Origin of the sequence: Asticcacaulis sp. AND118 (assembly GCF_020535245.1) — a bacterium.
In the GTDB taxonomy this organism is placed as follows: Bacteria; Pseudomonadota; Alphaproteobacteria; order Caulobacterales; family Caulobacteraceae; genus Asticcacaulis.
Window position 1 is genome coordinate 1,277,396 of sequence record NZ_CP084910.1, and the last position, 25,507, is coordinate 1,302,902.

Here is a 25,507-nt window from a genome sequence, read left to right on the forward strand (position 1 = left end):
GAATTGATCTCTGTCGTCATTCCCACCCTCAATGCCGAAGCCTCTCTGGTGCGCACCCTGGGCGCGCTAGTTCCGGCGGTGGTCGAGGGCCTGATCAAGGAAGTGATCATCGTCGACGGCGGGTCCGAAGACGCAACGCTGGAAATCGCCGATTCCACCGGCTGCACCATCATCCACGCCGACGCCAGCCGCGGGCTGCAACTGTGGCAGGGCTGCAAGGCGGCCAAGGGCGACTGGCTGATGATCCTGCACGCGGATTCGCAACTGGCCGACGGCTGGATGGACCACGTGCGCGATCATATGAAGCATTTCCCGCTGCGCGCCGGTTATTTCCGTCTGGCCTTTGACGATCCGTCGTGGTTCGCCAGCTTCTGGGCTGAAATCGTCGCCTTCAATTCGCGCTGGCTGGCCATTCCGTCGGGCGACCACGGGCTATTTCTGTCGCGCGCGCTCTATGACGCCGTGGGTGGCTATAAGGACCAGGTGGCGTTCGAAGACCTGAGCATTGACCTCGCTTTGGGCCGGGCGCGGCTGCGGCTGATTCCCGTGGCGCTGACCACCAATGGCGAGCGTTTCCGCAAGGGGAGCTGGTATCTGTCGCTGTTCGGCAAGGCGGGCGGGTTCATGCTCTACCTGCTGGGCTTCCCGCCCAAGCCGCCGGTGAAGAAGGCTTAGATTTAACCACGGAAAACACGGAAAAGGTGCGCAGTTAAGCGACTGCGCTTAGCGGCTCGGCGTTGCGCTTAAGGCCCTTCAGGCGCATTGTTTCAACGCAATGAAGTCCGTGCTTTCCGTGCTTTCCGTGGTTAAATCTACTTATCGGCCAGAATATCGACGATCTTGGCGTCCGAAGCCGCGAGGGCCAAGGTCTTCGACGACTTGCCCATGATCTGGCGATAGATCCAGTAAGAGGCCACGACCTCTTCGACATATTGCCGGGTCTGCGCCACCGGGATCGATTCCATCACCAGCAGCGAGTCGGCGTCGTCACCCAGCGAGCGCATGGCGTCCTGCACCCATTTTTCACCGGCATTGTAAGAAGCCACGACGCGGAACAGGTCGGAATCGTTGATGCCCGACGCCGCCAGTTTCAGCATGTAGGACTGACCCACCTGAAGATTGACCGCCGGGTCCAGCAATTGATCTGGCTTGCTCATCAGGCTGGAGTCGCGCGTCACTACATAGGCCGTCGCCGGCATCAGTTGCAGCAGCCCGTAGGCCCCGGCATAGCTCTTGGCCTTGGCGTTGAATTTGCTTTCCTTCTTGGCGATGGCGAACAGTAGCGCCTTGTCGATGCGCCAGCCTTCGGTCGGCTCGAAGTCGGGAATGGTGTAGTTGGCCGGATCGAACAGGCGGTCCGAGGTGCGGATCTGCGACACCGACAGGTCGTGCGCATCGGCCAGAGCCAGCCAGTTGCTGCGCGATTGCTGATCCGGAGAGCGCTGGATGGCGGTCTGAAGCTCGGTGCGGGCGTCGGATTTGCGGCCCACAGCCATCAGCATCGAGACGCGGCGGGCCTGCGTGTCGGTCTTGGCCCAGTTGAAGTCGGCATTGAGCTTGGCCGTGTAGGTTCCGCGCGTTTCCTCGGCATAGACCGGAGCCTCGCCCTTCTGGGCGCGCATCACGGCGGGCTCGGCGCCCAGACGCTGCTCGGCCAAAAGGCCGTAGAAGGTGAAGGGGAAGGAGGCGGCGTATTTGAAATAGAGGTCGGCGTCGGCCTTGTGCCCCATCTTCGCGGCCATGCGGCCCGCCCAGTAGGCCCCGCCGGACTGGCTCCAGGCGCTTTGGCTGGGGTCGTTGACGATGAAGTCGAAGTGTTTCAGCGCCTCGTCGTAGCGCTTGAGGCGATAGGCGGCAAGGCCCGCCACCCAGCGATCGCCGATCTGAACGCCCAGTTTCAGGGCCTGATCGAGCTTGCCGTCATTATAGGCCGACCGCGCCGACTTGGGTGTCAGGGCCGAATCGGGACCGGCGGTCCCGGCCTTGATCTCGCTGCGCGGCGCATCGTCGAGCAGGCCGGTGAAGGACAGCTTTTGCGCGCCGGCCAGTTTCGGAAACGGAGGATCTTCGGCGCCGTCGGGCTTCTTGCGCTTGGCCAGATTCCACACGCGCATGGCCTGCGGATGATCGGGATAACGCTGGAGCCAGCCCATCAGTTCGTCGTAGGTCGATGAATAGTCGGCGTGGAACAGCTTGTTGAATTCGACATAGCCCATCAGGCTCTTGTCGCCGATCTTTTCGATCGAGGCGTCGGCGGTGGCGAAGTCGCCCTTGTCCAGGGCCTCGAACGCCGCCTGATAGAGTTGCGCGTCCCACGGCGACAGGCCGGCATCGAGCGCCGCCGGTACCTTCGGCGCGGCCCTGGTCAGGCTGGAATAGGCGATGGGCTTGCGCGGCGTGTCGGCCGCTGCGGCAAGCAGAACCGCGCCCTGATAGGAAGATTGCGGGGCCTTGAGGATCGAATCGACCGTCTTATCGCCGGTTGTTTGGGCATGGACGTGAGCGCAGAAGCAGACACCGGTAAGCGCGGCGGCGGACAGCAGGATATGCCTGTAGCGGGCGCGGCTCGCGGGTCTGGTCAAGGTCACTCTCCGTCGTTGTTGATCCGAATCGGGAGGCTTCGGACGGGGTTGAAACAACCCTTTTGCGGACGAAGCGGTGCATCCTGGCCAGTATGGAAAATCGTGGATGCCTGTGGACAGTAATCAAAACTTAATGACGAGGCAAGCGCATAAGCGTTGCGCCCTTAGCCCAGACCTTCCGTAGCCTGAAGGCAATCGGCCCAGAACGCCTTCTTGGCCAATGGCTGGCGCAGGAGAAGCGCGGGCGGGAAGGTGACGAAAACCAGCGTTTTCGCCCCGCTGGAAAGGGCCAGTTCATGCGGCTTTCCGCGCAGCTTCTGCACGCTGTCGGCGGAATCGAGCACGGTGCGCACGGCGGTCGTGCCGCAGAGGATAAGGGCTTTCGGCTGCGCCAATTCGATCAGGCGGCGCATGAACGGGGCGGTCAGGCGCGTGTCTTCCTCTGTGGCCGGCCGTCCGCCCGTAGGCCGCCAGAACAGGCCGGGCAGGCGGCAGGTGCGTTCTGTCAGGCCTAGCGCACTCAGCGCCGCGTCGGTCAGGCGGCCCGGCTTGCCCTGAAAGGCCTCCAGCGCGTCGTCTTCTTCGGCATCGGGCACGTCGCCGATGATCAAAAGATCGGCAGGGACGGCGCCGCGCCCCCTGATCACGCCCTTGCCGCCTTCGTAGCGCAGGGGGATGTCAGGAAAGGCCTCCAGCGCCGCATAGAGGGCATCGATCGTGGTGGCGGTGTTGGCCACGGCGGTGGCTGAGGCGACAGCCAGATCGAGGTCGAAATGGCGCAGCGACTCCGGTCTCAGCGCATTGACGCGCACCGAGGTGGGCAGTGGCGTGACCGTCGCCTGGGCGTTTTGCGCCGCAGGGGTTGCAGAACGCGATTTATTTTCCGCCAAAAGACGATTAATAGGCTCGTCAAGATAGACGTCGTCCAGCTCATGGTCGTTGAGAAAGCTGAGATAGCTCTCCAGTTCCCTGATCGTTTGGGGATTCGGCATGAACGGATGTCTTCGAGAAAAATGATCGGCGGGGTCTTTACAGTCTTTACGGAAACTGTGCCACAAGATCAAACCGACACCGAGAGATAATAGAGAAGAGTAAAAAAATGGCGGACGCACCCGAACGGGAATCGATGGAATACGACGTCGTCATCGTCGGCGGCGGGCCGGCGGGCCTGGCGGCGGCCATCCGCCTGAAACAGAAGGCGCAGGCCGAAGGCGGCGACGTTTCGGTGGCCCTGCTGGAGAAGGGCTCCGAGATCGGCGCGCATATCCTGTCGGGCGCGGTGATCGATCCGTCGGGTCTGACGCAACTATTCCCGAATTGGAAGGACACGAAGCCTGAAGAGGGGGGCGCACCGCTGGAAACCGCGGTGACCGAGGATCGCTTCGTCTATCTGGGGCCGCAGGGCGCGCTCGACATCTCCTTCCTGCCCATGCCGTCGTACATGAAGAATCACGGCTGCTACATTGGGTCTCTTGGCAATCTGACGCGCTGGATGGCCGAACAGGCCGAGGCGCTGGGCGTCGAAATCTACCCCGGCATGGCCTGTTCCGAGGTGCTCTACGATGAGGCCGGTGCGGTTGCCGGCGTCGTGGCCGGCGTGTTCGGTCTCGACCGCGAAGGCCAGCCCAAGGGCGATTATCAGCCGGGTCTGGAACTGCGCGCCAAATACACGTTTCTGGCCGAAGGCGTGCGCGGTTCGCTGTCGCAGCAGGTCATCAAACGCTTCGAACTGGATAAGGACAGCGACGTTCAGAAGTACGGCATCGGCATCAAGGAACTGTGGAAGGTCCCGAAGGACAAGCACAGGCCGGGCTTCGTGCAGCACACGCTGGGCTGGCCGCTGGACGACAAGACCGGCGGCGGGTCGTTCATGTACCATTTCGGCGACGAATTCGTCTCGATCGGCTTCGTGGTGCATCTGAACTATCAGAACCCCTATTTGTCGCCCTTCGACGAGTTCCAGCGTTTCAAGCAGCACCCGGTGGTGCGCGAACATCTGGAAGGCGGTCAACGCATCTCCTACGGCGCGCGGGCCATCACCGAAGGCGGCTATCAGTCTGTGCCGAAGCTCAGCTTCCCCGGCGGGGCGCTGATCGGCTGCTCGGCGGGCTTCGTCAATGTGCCGCGCATCAAGGGCAGTCACAACGCGATCAAGAGCGCCATACTGGCCGCCGATGCCGCGTGGAAAGCGATTTCGGCGGGCGAGGAAGCCAAGACGCTGGAAGGCTACGATAAGGCCTATCAAAAGTCGGATATCGCCCGGGAACTGAAGCGGGTGCGCAACGTTAAACCCTTGCTCAGCCGCTACGGCACGACGCTGGGCATGGTGCTGGGCGGCATCGACATGACGGTCGTCAATCTCACCGGCGGCTGGTCGCCCTGGGGTACGCTGAGGCACGGCAAGTCGGACGCGCAATCGCTCAGGCCCGCCGCCGAGTTCAAGCCGATCCCTTATCCCAAGCCTGACGGCAAGCTCAGCTTCGACAAGCTGTCCTCGGTGTTTATCTCCAACACCAACCACGAGGAAGACCAGCCGGTCCATCTGCGCCTCAAGGACCCGGAGGTGCCCATCGCCATCAACCTGCCCAAATATGCCGAGCCGGCTCAGCGCTACTGCCCGGCGGGGGTCTATGAGGTGGTGGACGATAACGGCAAGCCGCGCTTCCAGATCAACGCCCAGAACTGCGTCCACTGCAAGACCTGCGACATCAAGGACCCGACGCAGAACATCGTATGGACGACGCCCGAAGGCGGCGGCGGCCCGAACTATCCGAATATGTAGGAAAAATCTCCTCCCTGTGCCGAAGGCATGGGGAGGTGGCAGGCGGCGAAGCAGGCTGACGGAGGGGGATTCCTCCTCTATTTCAAGAAGCTGTGGCCTTGATTTCTTTCGCGTCATCCCCCTCCGTCTGCTCGTTTCACTCGCACCCACCTCCCCATTGCTGTGCAACAGGGAGGAGATTTTTGTGTGCTCCCCGGAATTTGACGTTTTTGAAAGGGATGTTCTTCGATAAGGACTTGATCCTGCCGGATTTCGTGCGTTCACTGGAACCGAAATTGTGCCCGAAACTGTGAAGGCCCTGCCATGAAGACCCTGCTTGCCTCCGCTGCCGTCGCTTCGCTGCTCTGCCTGAGCGCGCCCGCATTCGCCGCGGATGCCGCCTATTCCAGCGCCTACGGCGACTATCTGGTCGGACGCATCGCGGCGGCGCAGGGCGATACCGAAACCGCCGCGCGCGCGTTGATGGCGGCGGCGGACGCCGACCCCGGCAATGCGCCTTTGCGTGAACGCGCCTTTCTTGCGGCGGTCCTCAGCGGCGATATGAGCTTCGCCCAGTCGCACCTGCCCAATAGCGGCGGGCGGCTGGCGCGCACGGTCGGCGCGCAGATCCGCGCCATTTCGCAGATCCGCGAAGGCAAGGCGAAAGACGCCATCGCCGTCATCGAAGCGTCGGAAAAGGCCGGCGCGACCGACCGCGCCACGGTCCTGCTCAAGCCGCTGTCCTACGCCGCCGCGCGTCAGTGGGACAAGGCCATCGACCCGGCGCTCGAAGCCCAACTGACTGCCGAATCGACGCCCAACAAGGACCGTCTGGTCCTTTTCCTCCAAGCCGCCAATCAGGCGCGTCTGCTGGAATTGAAAGGCCGCAATGCCGAGGCCGAGGCGATTTTCAAGATCATCTGCCAGCCCGGTCCGGCCAGCGTCCTGTTCGGGCCCTATTACGGCGCCTTCCTCGAACAGCGCGGCCGTAAGGACGAGGCGCGCAAGCTGTACACCGACATTCTGGCCGTGTCCGAGGACCGGCTGGTGCGTCAGCGCATTGAAGCGCTGGACGCCAAGGGTTACCGCAAGCCGAAAAAGCCCGATGTGCGCCTGATCATGGCCGACAGCCTGTTCCTGTCCGGCACGCTCTATGCCTCCGAACAGCAGGCCGAAATGGCGCTGGCCACACTGCGTCTGGCGCAGTTCGCCGCGCCGGAAACCGCGACCGCCGCGCCGACGATCGACCGTACGCGGCTTCTGGCCGGGCAGGTGCTGATGCGCATGAAGGACGTTCAGGCGGCGCAGACCGAGTGGGCTTCGATCGAGCCGTCCTCGCCCTTCTATCGCGAAGCGCAGGTCCGCGCCGCCTGGAGCCTCAAGGAGGCCGGCGATCTCGATGGGGCCGAGGCCCTGTTCACCGAACTGAGCGCCGCCGACCCCAAGGACATCGGCCTGACGGTCGAGCGCGCGCGTCTGCTGTGGCAGAAGGACGATACGGCGGGCGCCATCAAGCTGATGGAAGCCTATACGGCTGCCTATGGCGACGCCGATTTCGGATGGGAAACCTGGTTCACCGCGGCGGTGCTTTATCAGGCGGCCGGCGACTGGGATAAGGCCAGGACGGCGGCACAGCGTGGTCTGGCGCTTGAGCCGGACAGCTCAGAACTGTTGAATTTGCTCGGTTATGGCATGATCGACCGCAACGAGAACGTCGCCGAGGGCATGGCTATGATCCGCAAGGCGCTCGACAAGGCGCCGCGTTCGGGGGCGATCATGGATTCGCTGGGCTGGGGCTACTACAAGCAGGGTCAGTATGCCGAGGCGCTGGAATGGATCGAGAAGGCCATTGCCGTCGAACCCGCCGATCCGGAAATCACCGACCATCTGGGCGACGTCTATCAGAAGCTGGGCCGCACGATCGAAGCCAGGTACCAGTGGGCGCGCGTCCTGACGCTGGAGGCCGACGACCGGCAGAAGGCCGCCGCACAGGGGAAACTCGACGCCGCCAAGATGAGTGAAGATGGGGCGCGTGATGCCAAGGCGATTGCCGAGGCCGAGGCCAAGCCGGCCAAAACGAAGAAATGAGCCTGTCGCGCCTGGCGCCGGCCAAGGTCAATCTCTACCTGCACGTCGCGCGTCCGGACGTGCGCGGCTATCACCCGTTGCGCAGTCTGGTGGTCTTTGCCGACTATGGCGACGAGGTGCGCCTGAGGCCGGGCGAGGGGCGATTGTTCATTGACGGTCCGTTCGGGCAGGGGCTGAGCACCAGTGAGGACAATCTGGTGTTCAAGGCCGTGCGCCGATTCGAGGCGGCAACAGGCATCCGCGTGGATCGGCACGATTTTTACCTGACCAAGAACCTGCCTCTGGCCTCCGGCGTGGGGGGCGGCAGCGCCGATGCCGGGGCCGTGCTGCATCTGTTGCGGCAAGCCTGTGCGCCGGAGGTGAGCGACGACGTCTTGTCGGCCATGGCGGCGGAAACCGGCGCGGACGGTGTGATGTGCCTGTGGGCCGAGGCGTCGATTGCCGAAGGCTATGGCGAACGACTGACGCCTGTGACTGTGCCGACATTGCCCGCCGTGCTGATCAATCCGGGCATCGAATGTCCGACGCCGGCGGTGTTCAAGGCCTATGATGCGGCCGGGGATTTTGCGCCGATCGAAACGGAGTGGAGCGGCGGTAATCTGATCGACTATCTGCAGAGTACGCGTAGTGATCTGGAGCCGCCGGCCATTCGTCTGACGCCAGTGATCGGTGAGGTGCTGGTGGCCTTGCGCGCGCATCCTGAGACGCGGTTCGCGCGCATGTCGGGATCGGGCGCGACGTGCTTCGCCCTATGCGACACGGTGGGCGACGCGGAAGCGCTCGCGGTCAAACTGCGTGCTGAGTGGCCGAAAGCGTGGGTGCGGGCCTGTGCCCTGAGTTAGGCTATTTCTTCCGCGCGTTTGTTGCGCATGGCCTTTTCGACCTTCACCTGCGGGTCCTGCAAAAATTTGTGATAAGCCACGGAATCAGCGGGATAAAGCGCGATTTTCCCTGCGTGGTTATAGTGCGCCCCGAAGCCGTAGCTCTTGGTCAGGGGTGACGCCCGCATGCACGGATGTCCTTTCGACAGAAAGGCTGCGCGCGCCGCCTGATCCCCCTTGTCGATGCCGTTTTTCAGGCAATGCACGGTGAAGTTCAGGTCGTCGATCGTCAGTTCGTAGGGGTGTTCGGCCAGCAGGTCGTAATGTATCTGCGCCAGGGTCGGGGTACCGTCGCGGCGGGGCGGTTCGACCCCCATGCGATGTTTGGAATCTTCGGCGATGGCGATAAAGGTGTTGGTGATCATATCCTCGTCCCTGTTTTCTCGGCCTGTCTTTTTCGCGGCGTTTTTGTGGGCCGATAATACACCCGTTTCAGGCCGTCTTGAAGAGGCCACGCTGTCGCAGAATGAGGCAAAGAATCAATGCGGGAACCCCCGCCACCGCCGTACCGACGAAGAAGATCTGATAGGCGCCGAACAGGCCGTGCGCGGCCGTAAGGCCGTCAACGATCTGACCGGAAAAGCCTTTCAGCAGCTTGCCGGTCAGGTCGGCGGCTGAGTACATCAGCGCGAAGTGGGTAAGCGTATGCTCCTTCACCGTCAGCCGCGTCAAGAGGGCGATAAAGGCCGTTTCGGCTATGCCGTTGGCGATATTGTCGACGATCAGCGTGCCGCCGAACACCGACACCTCGCCCGGATAGCTGGCCATCAGGGCAAAACAGATGTTCGACAAGGGCCCGGTCACCGCCCCCAGCCAGAAGGCGCGCTCGATCCCCAGCCACAACAGGCAGGCCCCGCCCAGCGCCACCCCGGCGAACGATGCCGCCAGCCCAATGGTCGAACGCACATAGGCGATATCGGCATTGCTGAGGCCGGTGTCGCTGTAGAGCGGCCCGGCCACTGGCCCGATCAGATAGTCGGGCAGGCGGTAGAGCGCCACGGTCGCCAGCACCCACCACGCCAGTCCCGCGTGTTCCTGAAAAAAGCTTTTGAGCGGCACGACGACATAGGTGTCGAAGCTGTAGGGCACCTGCGGCGTCAGGGCTTCGGCGCGCGACGGCCGCGCGATCAGGGTTGCGGCCACACCGACCAGCATCAGCGCCGCCAGCCCGGTCACCGTGGCGGGCCAGCCATAGGTTTCCGCCGGGATGAGGATCAGCGAGCCGGAGACAATAGCCGCGACCTTATAGCCCAGCGAATAGAGGGTAGGGTTGAGGGCTTCGGCCGTCTGTCCTTCGGTCTGTTCGATGCGCCACGCGTGAATGGCGATTTCCTGCGATGCGGCGGAAAGCGCCAGCAGCAGGGTCACGGCGACAAAGGCCCAGATATTCCCCGTGGGGCCGATGGCCGCCATGCCGATCAGGCTGAGGATCACACCGCCCTGCGCCAGCAGGATGAAGGAGCGCCTTTGCCCCAGTCGCGCGTGCAGGACGGGCAGGCGCACCTTGTCCATCCATGGGGCCCACACGACCTTGAACCCGTAGAACAGGCTGATCCAGCCCATATAGCCGATGATCGTCAGGCTGATGCCTTCCTCGCGCATCCAGAAGCCGAGCGTCGCCCCGGTCATCAGGAAGGGCAGGCCGGCGGAAAAGCCGAGCACCAGCAGCAGCCAGGCGTTCGGGGTTTTCAGGGCAGCGAGGATGTCGCGAATGGTGGGTTTGGCTTTAGCCACGATGCTGTACCTTCAACCCCCTCTCCCTTGAGGGAGAGGGCTGGGGTGAGGGGGAGAGGGTGGGTTTCCCCCCTCATCCGGCCTTGCAGGCCACCTTCTCCCTCAAGGGAGAAGGAAAACTGAGCGATTCTCCGCAGGCTGAACAGGTTTTCTTTCCGCCTGAACCTTGCCTGCCCCCGCGCACCTCTCTATGTTCGCGCCCATTCTGGAGTCCGGCGTTTAGAACATGACCAAAGAGCCACTTTCCTTTCAGGATCTTATCCTGACCCTGCACCATTACTGGAGCGCGCAGGGGTGCGTGATCCTTCAGCCCTACGACATCGAAGTCGGCGCAGGCACCCTGCATCCCGCCACCGTCCTGCGGGCGCTGGGCAAGAAGCCGTGGAAGGCCGCCTATGTGCAGCCGTCGCGCCGTCCGGTCGATGGCCGCTACGGCGAAAACCCCAACCGCCTCCAGCACTATTATCAGTATCAGGTCATCCTCAAGCCGAATCCTGACAATCTTCAGGAACTCTACCTCGGCTCGCTGAAGGCCATCGGTCTGGACACCGCCCTGCACGACATCCGCTTTGTCGAAGACGACTGGGAAAACCCGACCGTCGGCGCGTGGGGTCTTGGCTGGGAAGTGTGGTGCGACGGCATGGAAGTCACGCAGTACACCTATTTCCAGGGCGTCGGCGGCATCGAGGTCGATGTGGTGTCGGGCGAGCTGACCTACGGCCTTGAGCGTCTGGCCATGTATCTGCAGAACGTCGACAACGTCTACGACCTGAAATTCAACAATGACGGCGTGAAGTACGGCGACGTGTTCAAGGAGCAGGAACGTCAGTTTTCAGCCTTCAATTTCGAAGCGTCGGACGTCGAAACGCTCAAGCGCCAGTTCGAGGACATGGAGCGCACAGTCACGCGCATCCTCAACACCGAAAACAGCCTCGGTTACAAGCTGGTCCTGCCGGCCTACGACCACGTGCTCAAGGCCTCGCACCTGTTCAACCTCATGGACGCGCGCGGCGCCATCGCGGTGGCCGAGCGGCAATCCTACATCGGCCGCATCCGTGATCTGTGCAAGGCCTGCGCGCTCGAATGGGCTTCGCAAGAAGCCCATTCAGACGATGGTAAAAAGCAATGGGCGGCACAAGAAGAAGCTAGATAACACAAATGGCTCAGTTACTTATCGAACTTTTCTCCGAAGAAATCCCGGCGCGTATGCAGTTTCAGGCCGCACGCGACTTCGAGCGTCTGTTTGGCGACCGCGCCAAGGCGCAGGGCCTGACCTGGGACAGCCTCAAGGCCTATGTGGGTCCGCGCCGTCTGGCCCTGCACGTCGAAGGCCTGCCGCTGGCGCAAGCCGCCGTCACCGAGGAGGTCAAGGGCCCCAAGGAAAACGCCCCGGAGCAGGCTATGGCCGGTTTCCTGCGCAAGGTTGGATTGACGCAGGACCAGCTTGTATTGGAAAACGGCGTGTGGATGGCGCGCATCGAAAAGCCCGCCAAGGCCACCGCCGAAGTCCTGCCGGGCATCCTCGAAGACGTCATTCTGAACTTCCCGTGGCCGAAATCGATGCGTTCGGGCACGTCGAGCTTCCGCTGGGTGCGTCCGCTGAAACGCATCCTGTTCCTGTTCGATGGCAAGGTCATTCCGCTGGAAATCGGCGGCGTGACATCGGGCAATCTCACTCAGGGACACCGCGTCCTGTCGTCGGGCGAAGCCTTTACGGTCAGCGATTTCAATGACTACCGGAAGAAGCTGCGCGACGCCTTCGTCATCCTCGATCACGTCGAGCGGCAGTCGCTGATCCTCGATAAAGCCAATGAGGCCTGCGCCGCCGCCGGTTGCGCCCTGATGGAAGATCACGGCCTGCTCGAAGAGGTCGCCGGTCTGAATGAATGGCCGACGCCGCTGCTGGGCGACATGGACCCGAAATTTCTCAGCCTGCCGCCGGAGGTTATCAAGACCTCGATGCGCACGCACCAGAAGTATTTCGCCGTGCGCGACCTGTCGACGGGCAAGATGGCGGCGAAGTTCGTCATCGTCGCCAATCAGGTGGCGTCGGACCAGGGCGTCGAAATCCGCCGCGGCAATGCCAAGGTGCTGTCGGCGCGTCTGTCGGATGGCGTCTTCTTCTGGTCGGAAGACAACCGTAAGGGCAATTTCGACGCCTGGGCGCAAAAGCTCAAGGGCGTGACTTTCCACGCCAAGCTGGGCACCATGGCTCAGCGCGTGGCCCGCATCGAAGCGCTGGCCGAGGTCATCGCCCCGCTGGTCAAGGCCGATGTCTCGCTGGCCAAGCAGGCGGCGCACCTGGCCAAGGCCGATCTGGCCTCCTACATGGTCGGCGAATTCCCGGAACTTCAGGGCGTCATGGGCGGCTATTACGCCGAAGCGGCCAAGCTGCCCGGCGATGTGGCCGAAGCCATCCGCGAACACTATAAGCCGCAGGGGCCCTCGGACTCGGTGCCCGAAGGCGCAGTCTCGGCGGCGGTGGCGCTGGCCGACAAGATCGACACGCTGGTCGGCTTCTTCGCCATCGACGAAAAGCCCACGGGTTCGAAAGATCCCTATGCCCTGCGCCGCGCGTCGCTCGGTATCCTGCGCATCCTGCGTCAGCACAATGTGCGCGCCTCGCTGTCTGAGTTGGTCGCCGCCTGGTATCAGTCGCTGCTGATCTATGCGGGGCCAGACCGCGCCGTGTTCGTGGATACGGACAACTGGCGCGGTTCCGCCGGTCCGCGCTGGGCCGAGGGCGAAACCGAGGTCTATGAGAACTATCTGCGCGACTTCCGCGCCGGTCTGCTCGAAAGCCCGGTCTTCGTCATCCCGACCGACCGCGACTACGATCTGGACATGCAGTTCGAGCACGTCCCGAACACGCCGCACGTCGAAAACGCCCTGCTGACCTTCCGCGACTACCGCACGGTGTCGGCGGAATTCGCCGACTTCTTCGCCGACCGTCTCAAGGTCATGCTGAAGGACGAAGGCGTGCGCTTCGACGTGGTCGAGGCCGGTTTCGCGGTGAAGGATGACGACATGGTGCGCACCGTGGCGCGCATCAAGGCGCTGGAAAGCGTGCTGGCGGCACCCGCGGGCAAAGACCTCGAAGCCGCCTATACCCGCGTGGCCAATATCCTCAATGCCGAGGCCAAGAAGGGCGCTCTGCCGTCCGCCGAACCGAAGCCGCTGGCCGCTGCGCCGGAGGTCGAGACGGCTCTGACGCAGCAGGTTATCACCCTGACGCCGGTGGTGGACAGGCTGATCGACGGCGAGCAGTTCGAAGAGGCGCTGACCAAGCTGGCAGCGTTGCGCGGCGCGGTCGATGCCTTCCTTGACGGCGTGCTGGTCAATTCCGACGTGGCGGCCGAGCGCGAAAACCGCCTGAGCCTGCTGGCGGCGCTGCGTCGTCTGATCGACGGCGTGGGTGATCTGTCGAAACTGGCCTAATCTTTTCTCCTCCCTGTGCCGAAGGCATGGGGAGGGCCGGGTGGCCGGTGCCAGACCGCCCGAAGGGTGGTGGAGGGGGATGACTCCCAATCCACCATGTATTGAAACCCTGATTAGCGGCTTTGCCGCCCCCTCCGTCTCATCGCCTTTGGCGCTGATCCACCTCCCCATGCCTTAGGCACAGGGAGGAGAGGGATTTCGAATTACATAAAAACTTATTCCCTGACCGTCGCGCGCGCGTGTACCGTCTTCCTCAATTGTCCGGCCGTGCCAGCCGGATGAGCAGATTGTTTTATCTGATTGATGAAAGAGGAATTTTTAAATGTCGAAGCATTGGGTTTACGCGTTCGCGACCGGCAAGGCCGACGGCGACGCCACGATGAAGAACCTGCTGGGCGGCAAGGGTGCCAACCTGGCCGAAATGTCGTCGCTGGGTCTGCCCGTGCCGGCGGGCTTCACCGTTACCACCGAGGCCTGCGTCCACTATTATCAGAACGACAAGACCTTCCCCGACGGGCTTGAGCAACAGGTCCAGACGGCGCTGAAAAACCTCGAAGCCGCGACCGGCAAGGGCTTCGGTTCGGTCGAAAACCCGCTGCTGGTGTCGGTGCGTTCCGGCGCGCGCGCCTCGATGCCGGGCATGATGGACACCGTCCTCAACCTCGGCCTGAATGATCAGACCGTCGAAGGTCTGGCGACCCTGACCGGCGACCGCCGCTTCGCGCTCGACTGCTACCGCCGCTTCATCACCATGTATTCCAACGTCGTGCTGAACGTCAGCCACCACAGCTTCGAAGACGTGCTGGATGACCATAAGGACCGGCTCGGCGTCACGGTCGACACCGACATCACGGCCAGGGACTGGGAGCGCGTCATCGCCGACTATAAGGCGCTGGTGAAGCGCGAACTGGGCACTGACTTCCCGCAGGACCCGCAGGATCAGCTCTGGGGCGCGGTCAAGGCCGTCTTCGGATCGTGGATGAACGACCGCGCCAAGTTCTATCGCAAGATGCACGACATCCCCGAAGACTGGGGCACCGCCGTCAATATTCAGTCGATGGTCTTCGGCAATATGGGCGACACCTCGGCCACCGGCGTGGCCTTTACGCGCAACCCCTCGACCGGCGACGCCGTGCTCTATGGCGAGTTCCTTCTTAACGCCCAGGGCGAAGACGTGGTGGCCGGCATCCGCACGCCGCAGACCCTGACCAAGCAGGCCCGTGAGGAAATGGGCGAGCGCAATCCGTCGATGGAAGAGGCGCTGCCGGACGTTTTCGCGCAGTTCCGCACGACGGTCGAAACGCTCGAAAAGCATTATCGCGACGTGCAGGACGTGGAATTCACCGTCGAGCAGGGCAAGCTGTTCATGCTGCAAACCCGCAACGCCAAGCGCACTTCACGCGCGGCGTTGAAAATCGCGGTGGACATGGCCAGAGAGGGGCTCATCACGCCCCAGGAAGCCCTGATGCGCCTCGATCCGGGCGCGCTGGATCAGCTTCTGCACCCCATGCTGGACCCTAAGGCCGAGCGCACCCTGATCGCGCGCGGTCTGCCGGCCTCGCCCGGCGCGGCCTGCGGCAAGATCGTCTTCACCGCCGATGACGCCGTGCGTCTGGCGGCGGCGGGTGAGGATGTGATCCTTGTTCGCGATGAAACCTCGCCGGAAGACATCCACGGCATGCACGCCGCCAAGGCTATCGTCACCGCGCGCGGCGGTATGACCAGCCATGCCGCCGTCGTGGCGCGCGGCATGGGCCGTCCCTGCGTATCGGGGGCGGGTGAACTGGTCATCTCGACCGAGCGCGGTGAGTTCAATGCGCGCGGTCAGACCTTCCGCTTCGGCGACATCGTGACGCTGGACGGTTCGACGGGGGAAATTTTCAAGGGCTCTATCCGCATGATCGAGCCGGACTTCTCCGACGACTTCCACCAGATCATGAAGTGGGCCGACGAATTCCGCACGCTGAAGGTGCTGACCAACGCCGAAACCCCGACCGACGCGCGCACCGCCATCGGTTTCGGCGCCGAAGGCATCGGCCTGTGCCGCACCGAGCACATGTTCTTCGATGACGAGCGCATCACCGCCGTGCGCGAAATGATCCTCGCCGACGACGAAGGCGGTCGCCGCAAGGCTCTGGCCAAGCTGCTGCCGCACCAGAAGGCCGATTTCGTCGAACTGTTCAAGATCATGAACGGCTTGCCGGTGACCATCCGCCTGCTCGATCCGCCGTTGCACGAGTTCCTGCCGCACACGCCGGAAGACATCAAGCTGGTGGCCGAAGCCGCTGAGGTATCTGAGGAAAAACTGCTGAAGCGCACCAAGGAGCTGTCGGAAACCAACCCCATGCTGGGCTGGCGCGGCTGCCGTCTGGGCATCACCTTCCCGGAAATCTACGAGATGCAGGTGACGGCGATTTTCGAAGCCGCCTGCGATGTGAAGGCCGAAGGTTTCGATCCGCAGCCGGACATCATGCACCCGCTGGTCGCCACCCGGGAAGAAATGGCCAAGCTGGTCGCCATGACCAAGACGGTGGCGAACGGCGTGCTCAAGGCGCGCGGTGCGGACGTGGCCTATAAGGTCGGCACCATGATCGAACTGCCGCGCGCGGCGCTGCTGGCCGACAAGCTGGCCGAGACGGCGGAGTTTTTCTCCTTCGGCACCAACGACCTGACCCAGACGACCTACGGCATCAGTCGCGACGATTCGGGCCGTTTCCTTAACCCCTATATTGAAAAAGGAATTTTCGAGAAGGATCCGTTCGTCAGCCTCGATCCGGACGGTGTGGGCCAACTGATCGACATCGCCCGCACCAAGGGCCGGTCCACACGTCCGGACATCAAGCTCGGCATCTGCGGCGAGCACGGCGGCGATCCGGCTTCGATCAGCTTCTGTCAGACCGTCGGCCTCGACTACGTGTCGTGCTCGCCTTATCGCGTGCCGGTGGCGCGTCTGGCGGCGGCCCAGGCGGCAATCTCGGCGAAGGCCTGATTAGCCCCGCTGGGATTGCCGCAGAATTTTAAAAGTCGGCCATCGCGGCCAAGTAAGCCGTCACCGTATCAAGATGAAAAGCCCGGCGTTCCGCGCCGGGCTTTTTTCATAAGGTTTTCCCCGGGTTTTCCCCTCTGGGGCGTATGTCTTGGCGCTGTCACATGTGCTGGTTAAGTTAACTGACCCCGGATGTCTGCGAGCTATTGTCAGGTGTCCGGATTTGAGGTTTAGTCGTTAACGATTTCAGATTTTCGATTTTCCGGGGACATGGCATGTCGTCCAAAACAGTATGGGGACTGGGACTGCTGCTTCTGACCGCTGGCGCAGGCGTGGGGCTGTACAAGCTTCTCCCGGCCATGCCTCAGGCGCTGGAGGCCCGCGTCGCCGACGCACTGAAGGCCGAGGGGCTGGGCGATGTCGCCTATGAGGTCGATGGCCTGAATGTGCGCCTCAGCCTTAAGGTGCAGGACTTCCGTCCCAATCTCACGGCGGAGGACCGCAAGGCGCGTCTGACGCAGGCCGCCGCCGCGGTGCGCAGCCTGCAGCCGGAACTGCCGCCGGAAATCGAAGTCTATGTCCCGAAGGGCGAAGGGTATCTGTACGGTCCGGCGCTGCAGGTGCTGACCGATACGACCGAAGCGCCGATGCGGGTGTCTATGGGGAAGACCGATCATGCTTTATCTGATCTTTGAGTTGCGCTGGCTGCTGCTGGGTGCGGCGGCTTTGGGCCTGATGACGGGCTTTCTGGCGCGTCGCGCGGGTTAGAGCCTTCATCATGATAAAGGCTCTAACTTTTTGGATTGACGCGCTTTTTGACCCGAAAAGTGCGTCCCACTTTTCGGAAAGCGCTTAGGGGGCATATAAATGTATTTGCTGATCGCACAATCGGCGGCCCTGCTTCTGGCGGTGTTCCTGTTCAGCGGCTTCGTGGGCTGGCACCTGTCGCCCAGGCCGAAGCGCGCCGTTCGTCGCATCTCCATCTTCGATGAAGCGCCCGCGCCGCTGGTCGATTCGACGCTCGATGCGCCCCTCAGCACGCCGGCGGTTGAAACGCGTCCGGTCGCCGATCCGATGGTGGCCGCGGCTCAGACGCTGAATGCGTCGCGTCAGGCCGTGCAGGCCCCGACCGCGCTGCAGGCCGAATTTGTCGCGCCGCGCCCGTCGGCCGAGATTATTCCGCTGCGCCCGGTGGCCCCGCCCGTGGTGGCTGCGCCGGCCGCGCCGCAGCCGGCTCCGGTCGGCGTATCGACCGAGCTCGAGCCCGCCATCATGGCCGGGATCGAGCGCCCGGAATCGATGGTAGCAGAATCGTCGGCAGAAGCGCCGGTTGAGGCGCCGGTTGTCGCCGCGCCGCAGGTCGAGCCCGTGATTGAACTGCCCGTGATTGAACTGGTTGACCGCACTTCGCGCCCCAAGGCCTCGCTGTTGTCGTCCATGACGCCCGAAAGCGTCCGTGCCGCCGTTGAACAGGCGGGCACGGGCCTTGAGCCGCATCGTCTGGCGAGGCCGGAAGGCATGCCGGATGACCTGACGCTGATTTCAGGGATCGGTGGCGATAACGAGCGCGAACTGAATATGCTGGGTATCTACCACTACTGGCAGGTGGCGAGCTGGACGCCGGAGCACGTGGCCTGGCTGTCGGCCCGCGTCCATGCGGCGCCGCGTATCGTGCGCGAAAACTGGATGGCTCAGGCGGCGCGTCTGGCGGGCCGCGCGGCGTAAGCCTTTCAGATCATTGAAAACGGAAAAGCCGGCGGGTGAATCTGCCGGCTTTTTCTATGGCCACAGAAAACACGGAAAGCAAGGACTTCATTGCGCAAATACTACGGGTGAAACGCGCCTAAACTATGCAAGTCACGCTATAGAAAAGGCCCTTTGGGCAAGATGCGCGTCTCAGTTTTTACGTGCTTTCCGTGTTTTCCGCGATTTAACTTTCTACCCTCTCGGCAAGCTCAACCCCAGCGACGGGCTGAAACGGAAGCGGTCGCGGTCATAGGCGTAAAGCTCCGCCGGACGGCCGCCCGTGTCGTCGCGCATGACGCCGGTCGGGCGCACGAAACCCGTGCGTTCCAGCGCGCGGCGGAAGTTCTGCTTGTGCAGTGGCAGGCCGCAAATAGCCTCCAGCGAGCGCTGCAATTCCAGCAGCGTAAATCGCTCCGGCATCAGTTCGAAGATCACCGGGCGGTATTTCAGCTTGCCCCTCAGGCGCGACAGGCCGGTAGCGAGGATGCGCCGGTGATCGGAAAGCATGGCCGTGCCGCTGCCGGTCGAGGCTTCGGCGCAGCGCGACTCGCGGATCAGGCAGGCGCTGTAGAGCAGTTCATAGCGGTCGAGCACGCGCTCTTCGTTCCACAGATCGCTGTCTTCGGGGAACAGGGTTTCGACCCGACCGCGCCGTTCCGCCGCTATCTTCGGATCCGGCGCAGCGGCGCACCAGTCGCGCAGGTGTTTGCGCAGAGGGGCGACCGCCGCCGGTTCGCCCCGCCGCCAGTCCTCCCAGGGAAAAAAGGTTGAATAGGGCTTCCATTGCGCCGACAACTGCGACTGGAAGGCGCTGTCGGCGGTAAGCGCCAGATAGCCCAGCGAAATGACGCGTTGATAGTCGTCGTCAGGGGCCAGCGAACTCAACCCCTGACGGCCTTCGTCGCCGAAGGAGTAGAGCTGTTCGACATAGCCGGCGGAAAACCCCGTCTGTTCGGTGACGAAGGCGCGCACGGCCAGATCGAAGGTCCGGTGGGCTTCGGGACGAAAAGGTCCGGAGGGCAGGGCCGTGCCGTCGGGCAGGGTCAGGCACAGGACCATCGCTTCATTGTCCTTGATCGCCATCACCACGGCGGACAGTTCGATAGTCAGGCTGACCGACACGGCATTTCCCCCCTACAAACTTTTGCTGAGGATGTGGAACCTGTCGATGAAGCGCGCGCTGGCTTCGGCGCTCGACAGGGAGATCAGGTCGAGATGGTAGCCTTCCGGCGGCGTGCCGAAGAAGGTCCGCGCTTCGGTATCGGAAAACCCGACCAGTTGCGTGGCTTCGAAATAGGCGCAGGCGTGGTCGGCGCGCTTGATCAGCGCCTTGATCTTGGCCGGCACGACGGCGGGCAGGCCGAAGCGGATGTGGATGGCCTGCTCCAGATGGTGCTCGAAACGCTTGTAATCGAGGCCCAGCGCCGCCTTGAACGGCGAGATCATGTCGCCGATGACGTATTCCGGCGCGTCGTGCAGAAGGGCGGTCAGCCGCCATTTCGTCTCAAGCCCCGGCTCGATATGGGCGCAGATGGCCTCGACGATCAGAGAATGCTGGGCGACGGAAAAGCCGTGCTCACCCGTGGTTTGCCCGTTCCAGCGGGCCACACGCGACAGGCCCAGCGCGATGTCGTCGATCTCGATATCGATGGCCGACGGGTCGAGCAGATCCAGACGACGGCCGGACAGCATACGCTGCCAGGCGCGGGGTGCGGGATCGGCTTGAGGGCGGCGGCGGGGCGGCATGACGTTTCACGATTTATTGACGGGATACTTGCGAGTTGAGGCCATATGCCGCGTGTCGAAATCGCTGCGACCGGCCTATACTCAGACGGCAATATAGCGGCTTTGCCTTTCGCGTCGCCGTTAAATGCGGACCATGCACAAAAAAGGAGGCCAGAATGACGGATTCCCCCCAAACTGCCGGTGGCGCCTGGGCGCGCGTATCGGTGCCTGTATCGGGCGCGACGTCGGAAGATGTGGCCATCTCCATCGCTGCCGACATCGCCCGCAGCTTCGGCGGGCAGTTGAACTTTCTCTTTGCGCCGCCCGATCCGGCGGAACTGGCGCCGTGGCTGGGCGAAGGCTTCATGGGCACGGTGCAGATGGCGGCCATGGACGGGCTGAAATCCGCCGCCGAAGAGGCCGAGGCCGTGGCGCGCGAGGCCTATAACGCCACCCCTTATGACAACAAGCTGTTTGTACCGTTGAAATCACCGGTGTGGCAGTGTCTGGCCACTGAAACCCGCCTGTCAGACATCGTGGTCTTCGGCGACGAGAGCGCGCGCGGGCGGGGTCTTCTGTCCGAAGCCTTTCAGCAGGTGCTGATGGAAGAGCGGGCCGGTGTTTTCATCGCGCGTCAGCCGTTCGACGTCGGCGGCACGGCGCTGGTGGCCTGGGACGGCAAGGAGCCGTCGTCGCGCGCGGCGCGCCGGGCGGTGCCGTTGTTGCGAAAGGCGTCCAAGGTTGTGGTGGCCGGTGCGCCGGTCAGTGAAAATCCGGCCGATCTGGGGAAGTTGGCGCGCTACTACATGCTGCACGGTCTGGCTGTCGAGGTCGATCTGCTGCCTAAGAGCAACGACCTGATCGGCACGCTGGTCGAAGCCAATCAGCGGCATCAGGCGCAGTACATGGTCGCCGGGGCCTTCGGGCGTTCGCGCCTGCGCGAGTTCGCCTTTGGCGGCACGACGCGCGCCTTGCTGCACAATACGAACCTCAACCTCTATATGGCGCATTAGAAGTTCGACATAAGTTATGGAAAAGGCGGTGGAATTTCCACCGCTTTTTTTTTTACTTATATAGCCGCTGTGATCTGAGCGATAGTCGGCGTCCAGTCGCCGTCTGCAACGAAGGTACGGGCATTGGCGTACCACGGATACTGGTCGGTCCCCAGCATGGTCCACGCCCCCGGCGTCAGCAACAGCCAGGTCGGCACGCCGGTCGCTGCGGCGATCTGGGTGGAGGCATTGGCCGGACCGATGACCACATCGAGCGCGGCGCACAGGGCACTCAACTCATCAAGATCGTTGCGCAGGTCGATGGGCGGCGTGAAGATATTGACGCCCCACGCCTTGGCCTCGACCTGCTCGGTGACGGTTTCGCCGTATTGCAGATTGACGAAGACCAAGTCCTTTCGGCCCAGCAGCGGTGCCAACTGCTCGAAAGCCGGATAGAGGCGCTGACGACGCGAATCGCTGATCAGGCTCTTCCACAGAAGGCCGACCTTCTTGCCCGCGCCGTGTTTGGCCAGTTCGCTCTGCCAATAGGCGACGCGGGCCGGATCGGGTTTGAACAAGGTCGGCTGGCCGTCAAACGCCGCCACATCGCCGCGCAGCAGCGGCAGGAAGTCGCCCATGAGCGCCCAGCCGTCGAGGCTGCCGCCGTCTATGCCCGGCACGCTGCGCGTGATGACGCCGTCGCGGGTTTCGGTCTGGTGCGGCAGGACGCGGGCCTGCGGGAAGGCGCGCGAAAACAGCGGCACGAGGCGCTTTTCAACCGCGAGGGTCAGCGCCCCGTCGCCAAGTTTTTCGATAATGTCGGGGATCAGGGTCCCCAGCATGACCTCGTCGCCCAACCCCTGTTCGGCCAGTACTAACAAACGCTTGCCGGTAATGTCTTCAGGCGCGAGACGGGCGGCGGGCAGGTCGAACCGCACGGCCTTGGGCGTGCCGGCCATGTGCCGCGCCTCATAGGCCTTCCAGCCGGGCTTGAGGTGGCCCAGCGCCAGATGGGCGTAGGCCAGCATCAACTCGGCCGAGCGCAGATTGGACGGCTCGGAGAAGCGGTCGAGGCACAGCTCCAGTTCCGGCAGGGCCTCGGCCACCAGACCCTTCTCCATCCACAGACAGGCGCGGTTGAAGCGCGCCGGCAGGCTGTTGTCGAGAGTAACCGCTTCATCGAAGAAGATCAGCGCCGTGTCGGCCTCGCCCTGCGCCATGAGGATGGTGCCGAGCGTGTCCCACAGGGCGCTCTGTTTCGGGTAATCGGCCAGATAGGCCTGTAGCAGTTCTATGGCCTGGTCGAATTTCGACTGTTCACGCAACGACGCCGCGTAATAGTTGACGGCGGTCAGGTGCCCCGGATCGCGCTGGACGATCAGGCCGTAGAATCGTTCGGCCATGTCGTAGAGGCCGATGCGGAAAGACAGTTGCGCCAGATCGGCGGCGATGTCGAGCGACTCCGGATCGCGCTCCAGCGCTTTCTGATAGGCGTCGAGCGCTTCCGGCACGCGGTCCTGCCGGTCGAGCGACGTGGCGAGCGCCTGCCAGGCGCGCATATGGTCCGGGGCGTGGCGCAGTACGGCGCGGGCGCGGGCTTCGGCGTCGGTCCAGTCGCGCATCAGGAGTGCACGCTCAACCTCTTGAAACAGGAGGCGAATATCGTCGGGGGAGGGGGCGGCGACTGGCGCGGCGACCTCGGCGATGAGGGTCTGACGGATGACCTCCAGCGTCGGCTCCCATTCGCCCGGCGTCGGTGTCACGAACATGCGCGCCGAGCCGTACCACGGATAATGGTCGGTCCCCATCATGGTCCAGGCGTGGGGCGGGGCGATGATCCAGATGTCGGTGCCGATGCCGGCGGCGATATTGCTGGTGGCGTTCGATGGCCCCAGCACCACGGTCATGGCCGCGCACAGGGCCGCCAGATCGTCCAGATCCTGCTTGAGGTCGATTCCCGGCGGGTTCCACAGGCTCAGCCCCTCGCGTTCGGCCTCCAGCAGTTCGTCGGTGACGTCGCCATATTGCAGATTGACGAAGATGACGCCGGGCGTGCGCAGGATGGGCTTCCAGCTATCGAACGGTGAATAGTAACGGTCGCGGCGCGAATGCTTGACGAGGCTTTTCCACAGGAGGCCGACCTTCGGCTCCGGCCCCAGCTTGTCCAGTTCGGCCTTCCAATGCGCGACGCGCACCGGATCGGGAATGAGAAAGCTTTTCTGACGCGGGAAGGCGGCTTCATCCGGGCGGTAGCGCGGCAGCAGGTCGCCCAGCATGACGAAGCCGTCATAGGTCCGCGTGGTGTCGAGCGTCGGATACTGCCGCACGATGAAGGCGTTGGCCTTGCCCGTCACGTGGCCGATGACCGTGGCATCGGGGAAGGAACGGGCGAACAGCGTCACGAGACGGCGCTCGACCGCCAGCGTCAGATGCCCGTCGGGGCCCAGTTCCTTCAGCAGGTCCGGCAGCAGGGTCCCGAACAGAATTTCGTCGCCGAGGCCCTGTTCCATGGTGACGAAGACCGATTTGCCCGTCAGGGGTTGCGTCAGGTCAAGCGGCGGCACATCGGTGATGTACTTCATGCCTTCGTAGCTGTGCAGCGACTTGCGCGATTCGTAATAGCGGTAGCCGGTCGCGAGGTCGGCATTGATGAAGTGGTTGAAGGCCAGCGCCAGTTCCGCCGCTTCGCGCTGGGCCGGGTCGGTCATGCGTTTATGAGCCTGTTCAAGGCTTTCGATCGATTCGTTGATGCGCCCGAGCGCGGTGAGGATCAGGCCGCGATTGTGCCAGGTCTTGGCGTTCTCGCGGTCGTACTTGAGGGCTTCGTCGAAGAAGATCAGTGCGGTTTCGGCATCGCCCTGAGCATTGACGACGGTGCCCAGCGTATTCCACAGGGCGGCGTTATCGGGCTTTTTCTCCAGCGCCGGGCGCAGCAGTTCGATGGCGTCGTCGAAACGGCTCATTTCGCGCAGCGAACTGGCGTAGTTGTTGATGGCCTCGACATGACCGGGGTCCTGCCGCAGCACGAAGCGGAAGAAGCCTTCGGCGTTTTCGTGCAGGTTCATGAAGAAGGCGAGGCGGCCGACATCGTTGGCGATATTGAGGCTGTCGGGATCGAGGCGCAGCGCGGCCTCGTAGCAGGAAAAGGCGCTTTTGAGGTCGCCGGACTTTTCACGGCTGACGGCGAGGATATGCCACGCCGTGGCGCATTTTTCATCGACGTTCAGCGCCTCCAGCGCGATTTCCGCCGCCGCGGTGAAATCGCGTTCCTGAAGCTTGACCAGCGCACCCTTGAGTTTGGTCAGCAGGTTGAGCTGGCGGATATGGGCCGCGGCCTCGGCCAGAAAGTTCAGGGCGTCCCTGGACGCCGAATCCCCCAGAATGATCGACGGATCGGGGACGAAAGCGCCGGCGAAAGGCGTGGGCAGGGCGTTGGCAACCGGCGAACTCCCGATGGGCGTATCGGCGACCGGTTGCGGCGCGGATGCCGGCGACAGCCGCGTGCGGTAATCGGCAGTGGCCTTTCCGGCACCTTTCCCCAAAGGCTTGATTTGTTTGGGCATGGAGGCCTCCGCGACGTCATCGGGTTTACGCACAATCAAATTCAGGACAGACGGTCCCGAAACATGTCATCTTATGGATCGATTCGATTAAGATCAGGAGCGTTCGGCGCGCTTGCAGAAAACTTGGCGCTGAAACCTGATGTTAACAGTGTGACGCCTATAGATTACCTTCCAAAGGGATTGACATGCCGCTCAAACTCTCGCTCAAGCCGGGCGAAAAATTCGTCCTCAACGGTGCGGTCGTGCAAAACGGCGATCGCCGCTGCTCGCTCGTGCTTCAGAACAAGGCCTCGGTGCTGCGTGAAAAGGACATCATGCAGGCGAGCGATGTCAATTCACCGGCGCGTCATATCTATTTCCCCGTCATGATGATGTATCTCGACGAGGCGGGGGCTGAAAAATACTACGACGAATTCCTGACGCGCATGACCGAATTCATGGGCGTCATCGCCAACCCGGCGATACTGGCGGAATGCGTGGTGATATCCAAAGCCATTATGGGCCGCGAATACTATAAGGCCCTGATGGGTTGCCGTAAGCTTATCGAGTACGAAGACGAAAGACTGGGACATGTCTCTACAAGCCTACCAGAAGACGGCGCAGCGGAGTGAAGATCCGCGCCAGACGGAATATCGTCTGTTCGGTCAGGTCACCCGCGCCCTGATGGAAGCCGATCAACTGGACAAGAGCGAAGTCGCCAGGCGCATGGACGCGCTGGACTGGAACCGCCGCCTGTGGTCGGTGCTGGGCACCGATTGCGCGCTGCCGGGCAACGGTTTGCCTGAAACCCTGCGCGCGCAGATCATCTCCCTGTCGATCTGGGTCAATCGCCATACCTCGTCGGTGATGCGCGGTCAGGAAGAGATCGGGCCGCTGATCGATGTCAACCGCCTGATCATGCAGGGCCTGATGCCGCGTCAGGAGACGCCGTCGGCGTCCGACGCCGCTTTTGTCGGCACGGTGCGGGCGTCGCTGGGCTAAAAATTCACCCTGATGCAGATTTTGCCGGGC

Annotated in this window: 19 protein-coding genes; 12 read left to right on the plus strand and 7 right to left on the minus strand. The window is 63.0% G+C overall.

Going from position 1 to position 25,507, the window contains the following annotated elements; translation table 11 throughout:
* Positions 1-3 precede the first annotated feature (3 nt).
* Positions 4-675 (plus strand): glycosyltransferase, encoded by a 672-nt coding sequence (locus LH365_RS06210; RefSeq protein WP_226745298.1) that lies wholly within the window; start codon positions 4-6, stop codon positions 673-675.
* A gap of 137 nt (positions 676-812) precedes the next feature.
* Here the strand turns inward: LH365_RS06210 and LH365_RS06215 are convergent, their stop codons facing one another.
* Positions 813-2,582 (minus strand): transglycosylase SLT domain-containing protein, encoded by a 1,770-nt coding sequence (locus LH365_RS06215; RefSeq protein ID WP_226745299.1) that lies wholly within the window; start codon positions 2,580-2,582, stop codon positions 813-815.
* Between the two features lie 164 nt (positions 2,583-2,746).
* Positions 2,747-3,574 carry a uracil-DNA glycosylase gene (locus tag LH365_RS06220; protein WP_226745300.1) on the minus strand — a complete coding sequence of 276 codons (828 nt, stop codon included), beginning with the start codon at positions 3,572-3,574 and terminating at the stop codon, positions 2,747-2,749.
* A 107-nt stretch (positions 3,575-3,681) separates the two neighbouring features.
* On the opposite strand from LH365_RS06220, the gene LH365_RS06225 reads away from it, so the two are divergent.
* The 3 genes from LH365_RS06225 (at position 3,682) to LH365_RS06235 (ending at position 8,273) form a co-directional block, all read left to right on the plus strand.
* The gene (locus LH365_RS06225) at positions 3,682-5,364 is read left to right on the plus strand and encodes an electron transfer flavoprotein-ubiquinone oxidoreductase (RefSeq protein ID WP_226745301.1); all 1,683 of its coding nucleotides are present in this window, start codon (positions 3,682-3,684) and stop codon (positions 5,362-5,364) included.
* Between the two features lie 303 nt (positions 5,365-5,667).
* The gene (locus LH365_RS06230) at positions 5,668-7,431 is read left to right on the plus strand and encodes a tetratricopeptide repeat protein (RefSeq protein ID WP_226745302.1); all 1,764 of its coding nucleotides are present in this window, start codon (positions 5,668-5,670) and stop codon (positions 7,429-7,431) included.
* Complete coding sequence (locus LH365_RS06235) at positions 7,428-8,273, plus strand: 4-(cytidine 5'-diphospho)-2-C-methyl-D-erythritol kinase (RefSeq protein ID WP_226745303.1); 846 nt, start codon at positions 7,428-7,430, stop codon at positions 8,271-8,273. Before LH365_RS06230 ends, LH365_RS06235 begins: the two co-directional genes overlap by 4 nt.
* Here the strand turns inward: LH365_RS06235 and LH365_RS06240 are convergent.
* The gene (locus LH365_RS06240) at positions 8,270-8,677 is read right to left on the minus strand and encodes a DUF6157 family protein (protein ID WP_226745304.1); all 408 of its coding nucleotides are present in this window, start codon (positions 8,675-8,677) and stop codon (positions 8,270-8,272) included. The genes LH365_RS06235 and LH365_RS06240 overlap by 4 nt on opposite strands.
* 67 nt (positions 8,678-8,744) lie before the next feature.
* Complete coding sequence (locus LH365_RS06245; RefSeq protein WP_226745305.1) at positions 8,745-10,046, minus strand: MFS transporter; 1,302 nt, start codon at positions 10,044-10,046, stop codon at positions 8,745-8,747.
* Positions 10,047-10,272: 226 nt separating this feature from the next.
* Here LH365_RS06245 and LH365_RS06250 point away from each other — a divergent pair, with 226 nt between their 5' ends.
* The 5 genes from LH365_RS06250 to LH365_RS06270 all read left to right on the plus strand — a co-directional run bounded on the left by LH365_RS06250 (position 10,273) and on the right by LH365_RS06270 (position 18,195).
* Positions 10,273-11,199: a glycine--tRNA ligase subunit alpha gene (locus LH365_RS06250; protein WP_226745306.1), complete on the plus strand. Its 927-nt coding sequence runs from the start codon at positions 10,273-10,275 to the stop codon at positions 11,197-11,199.
* A 5-nt stretch (positions 11,200-11,204) separates the two neighbouring features.
* Positions 11,205-13,484 (plus strand): glycine--tRNA ligase subunit beta, encoded by a 2,280-nt coding sequence (gene glyS / locus LH365_RS06255; protein ID WP_226745307.1) that lies wholly within the window; start codon positions 11,205-11,207, stop codon positions 13,482-13,484.
* A gap of 322 nt (positions 13,485-13,806) precedes the next feature.
* Positions 13,807-16,473 (plus strand): pyruvate, phosphate dikinase, encoded by a 2,667-nt coding sequence (gene ppdK, locus LH365_RS06260; protein ID WP_226745308.1) that lies wholly within the window; start codon positions 13,807-13,809, stop codon positions 16,471-16,473.
* Between the two features lie 272 nt (positions 16,474-16,745).
* Entirely contained in the window at positions 16,746-17,165 is a 420-nt protein-coding gene (locus LH365_RS06265) for a hypothetical protein (protein ID WP_226745309.1), read from the plus strand.
* A 172-nt stretch (positions 17,166-17,337) separates the two neighbouring features.
* Positions 17,338-18,195 carry a hypothetical protein gene (locus tag LH365_RS06270; protein WP_226745310.1) on the plus strand — a complete coding sequence of 286 codons (858 nt, stop codon included), beginning with the start codon at positions 17,338-17,340 and terminating at the stop codon, positions 18,193-18,195.
* A 213-nt stretch (positions 18,196-18,408) separates the two neighbouring features.
* Here LH365_RS06270 and LH365_RS06275 read toward each other — a convergent pair whose 3' ends face one another.
* Positions 18,409-19,338, minus strand: a complete 930-nt coding sequence (locus tag LH365_RS06275) for an NAD regulator (protein ID WP_226745311.1) — start codon at positions 19,336-19,338, stop codon at positions 18,409-18,411.
* A 12-nt stretch (positions 19,339-19,350) separates the two neighbouring features.
* The gene (locus LH365_RS06280; protein WP_226745312.1) at positions 19,351-19,962 is read right to left on the minus strand and encodes an HD family hydrolase; all 612 of its coding nucleotides are present in this window, start codon (positions 19,960-19,962) and stop codon (positions 19,351-19,353) included.
* Between the two features lie 155 nt (positions 19,963-20,117).
* Here LH365_RS06280 and LH365_RS06285 point away from each other — a divergent pair, with 155 nt between their 5' ends.
* Complete coding sequence (locus LH365_RS06285) at positions 20,118-20,954, plus strand: universal stress protein (RefSeq protein WP_226745313.1); 837 nt, start codon at positions 20,118-20,120, stop codon at positions 20,952-20,954.
* Positions 20,955-21,010: 56 nt separating this feature from the next.
* Here LH365_RS06285 and LH365_RS06290 read toward each other — a convergent pair whose 3' ends face one another.
* The gene (locus tag LH365_RS06290) at positions 21,011-24,496 is read right to left on the minus strand and encodes a tetratricopeptide repeat protein (protein WP_226745314.1); all 3,486 of its coding nucleotides are present in this window, start codon (positions 24,494-24,496) and stop codon (positions 21,011-21,013) included.
* 185 nt (positions 24,497-24,681) lie between these two features.
* Here LH365_RS06290 and flbT point away from each other — a divergent pair, with 185 nt between their 5' ends.
* Both flbT and flaF read left to right on the plus strand, forming a co-directional pair.
* Positions 24,682-25,107: a flagellar biosynthesis repressor FlbT gene (gene flbT, locus LH365_RS06295; RefSeq protein ID WP_226745315.1), complete on the plus strand. Its 426-nt coding sequence runs from the start codon at positions 24,682-24,684 to the stop codon at positions 25,105-25,107.
* On the plus strand, positions 25,067-25,477 hold the full coding sequence (gene flaF, locus LH365_RS06300) for a flagellar biosynthesis regulator FlaF (RefSeq protein WP_226745316.1): 411 nt from the start codon (positions 25,067-25,069) through the stop codon (positions 25,475-25,477). The genes flbT and flaF overlap by 41 nt, the downstream gene beginning before the upstream one ends.
* The last annotated feature ends 30 nt before the right edge of the window (positions 25,478-25,507 follow it).

Coding starts and splice junctions, on each gene's coding strand:
- LH365_RS06220 (WP_226745300.1), bottom strand. CDS start 3,574: ATGCCGAATCCCCAAACGATCAGGGAACTGGAGAGCTATCTCAGCTTT.
- LH365_RS06290 (WP_226745314.1), bottom strand. CDS start 24,496: ATGCCCAAACAAATCAAGCCTTTGGGGAAAGGTGCCGGAAAGGCCACT.
- ppdK (WP_226745308.1), top strand. CDS start 13,807: ATGTCGAAGCATTGGGTTTACGCGTTCGCGACCGGCAAGGCCGACGGC.
- flaF (WP_226745316.1), top strand. CDS start 25,067: ATGTCTCTACAAGCCTACCAGAAGACGGCGCAGCGGAGTGAAGATCCG.
- LH365_RS06225 (WP_226745301.1), top strand. CDS start 3,682: ATGGCGGACGCACCCGAACGGGAATCGATGGAATACGACGTCGTCATC.
- LH365_RS06250 (WP_226745306.1), top strand. CDS start 10,273: ATGACCAAAGAGCCACTTTCCTTTCAGGATCTTATCCTGACCCTGCAC.
- glyS (WP_226745307.1), top strand. CDS start 11,205: ATGGCTCAGTTACTTATCGAACTTTTCTCCGAAGAAATCCCGGCGCGT.
- LH365_RS06230 (WP_226745302.1), top strand. CDS start 5,668: ATGAAGACCCTGCTTGCCTCCGCTGCCGTCGCTTCGCTGCTCTGCCTG.
- LH365_RS06270 (WP_226745310.1), top strand. CDS start 17,338: ATGTATTTGCTGATCGCACAATCGGCGGCCCTGCTTCTGGCGGTGTTC.
- LH365_RS06235 (WP_226745303.1), top strand. CDS start 7,428: ATGAGCCTGTCGCGCCTGGCGCCGGCCAAGGTCAATCTCTACCTGCAC.
- flbT (WP_226745315.1), top strand. CDS start 24,682: ATGCCGCTCAAACTCTCGCTCAAGCCGGGCGAAAAATTCGTCCTCAAC.
- LH365_RS06285 (WP_226745313.1), top strand. CDS start 20,118: ATGACGGATTCCCCCCAAACTGCCGGTGGCGCCTGGGCGCGCGTATCG.
- LH365_RS06280 (WP_226745312.1), bottom strand. CDS start 19,962: ATGCCGCCCCGCCGCCGCCCTCAAGCCGATCCCGCACCCCGCGCCTGG.
- LH365_RS06240 (WP_226745304.1), bottom strand. CDS start 8,677: ATGATCACCAACACCTTTATCGCCATCGCCGAAGATTCCAAACATCGC.
- LH365_RS06265 (WP_226745309.1), top strand. CDS start 16,746: ATGTCGTCCAAAACAGTATGGGGACTGGGACTGCTGCTTCTGACCGCT.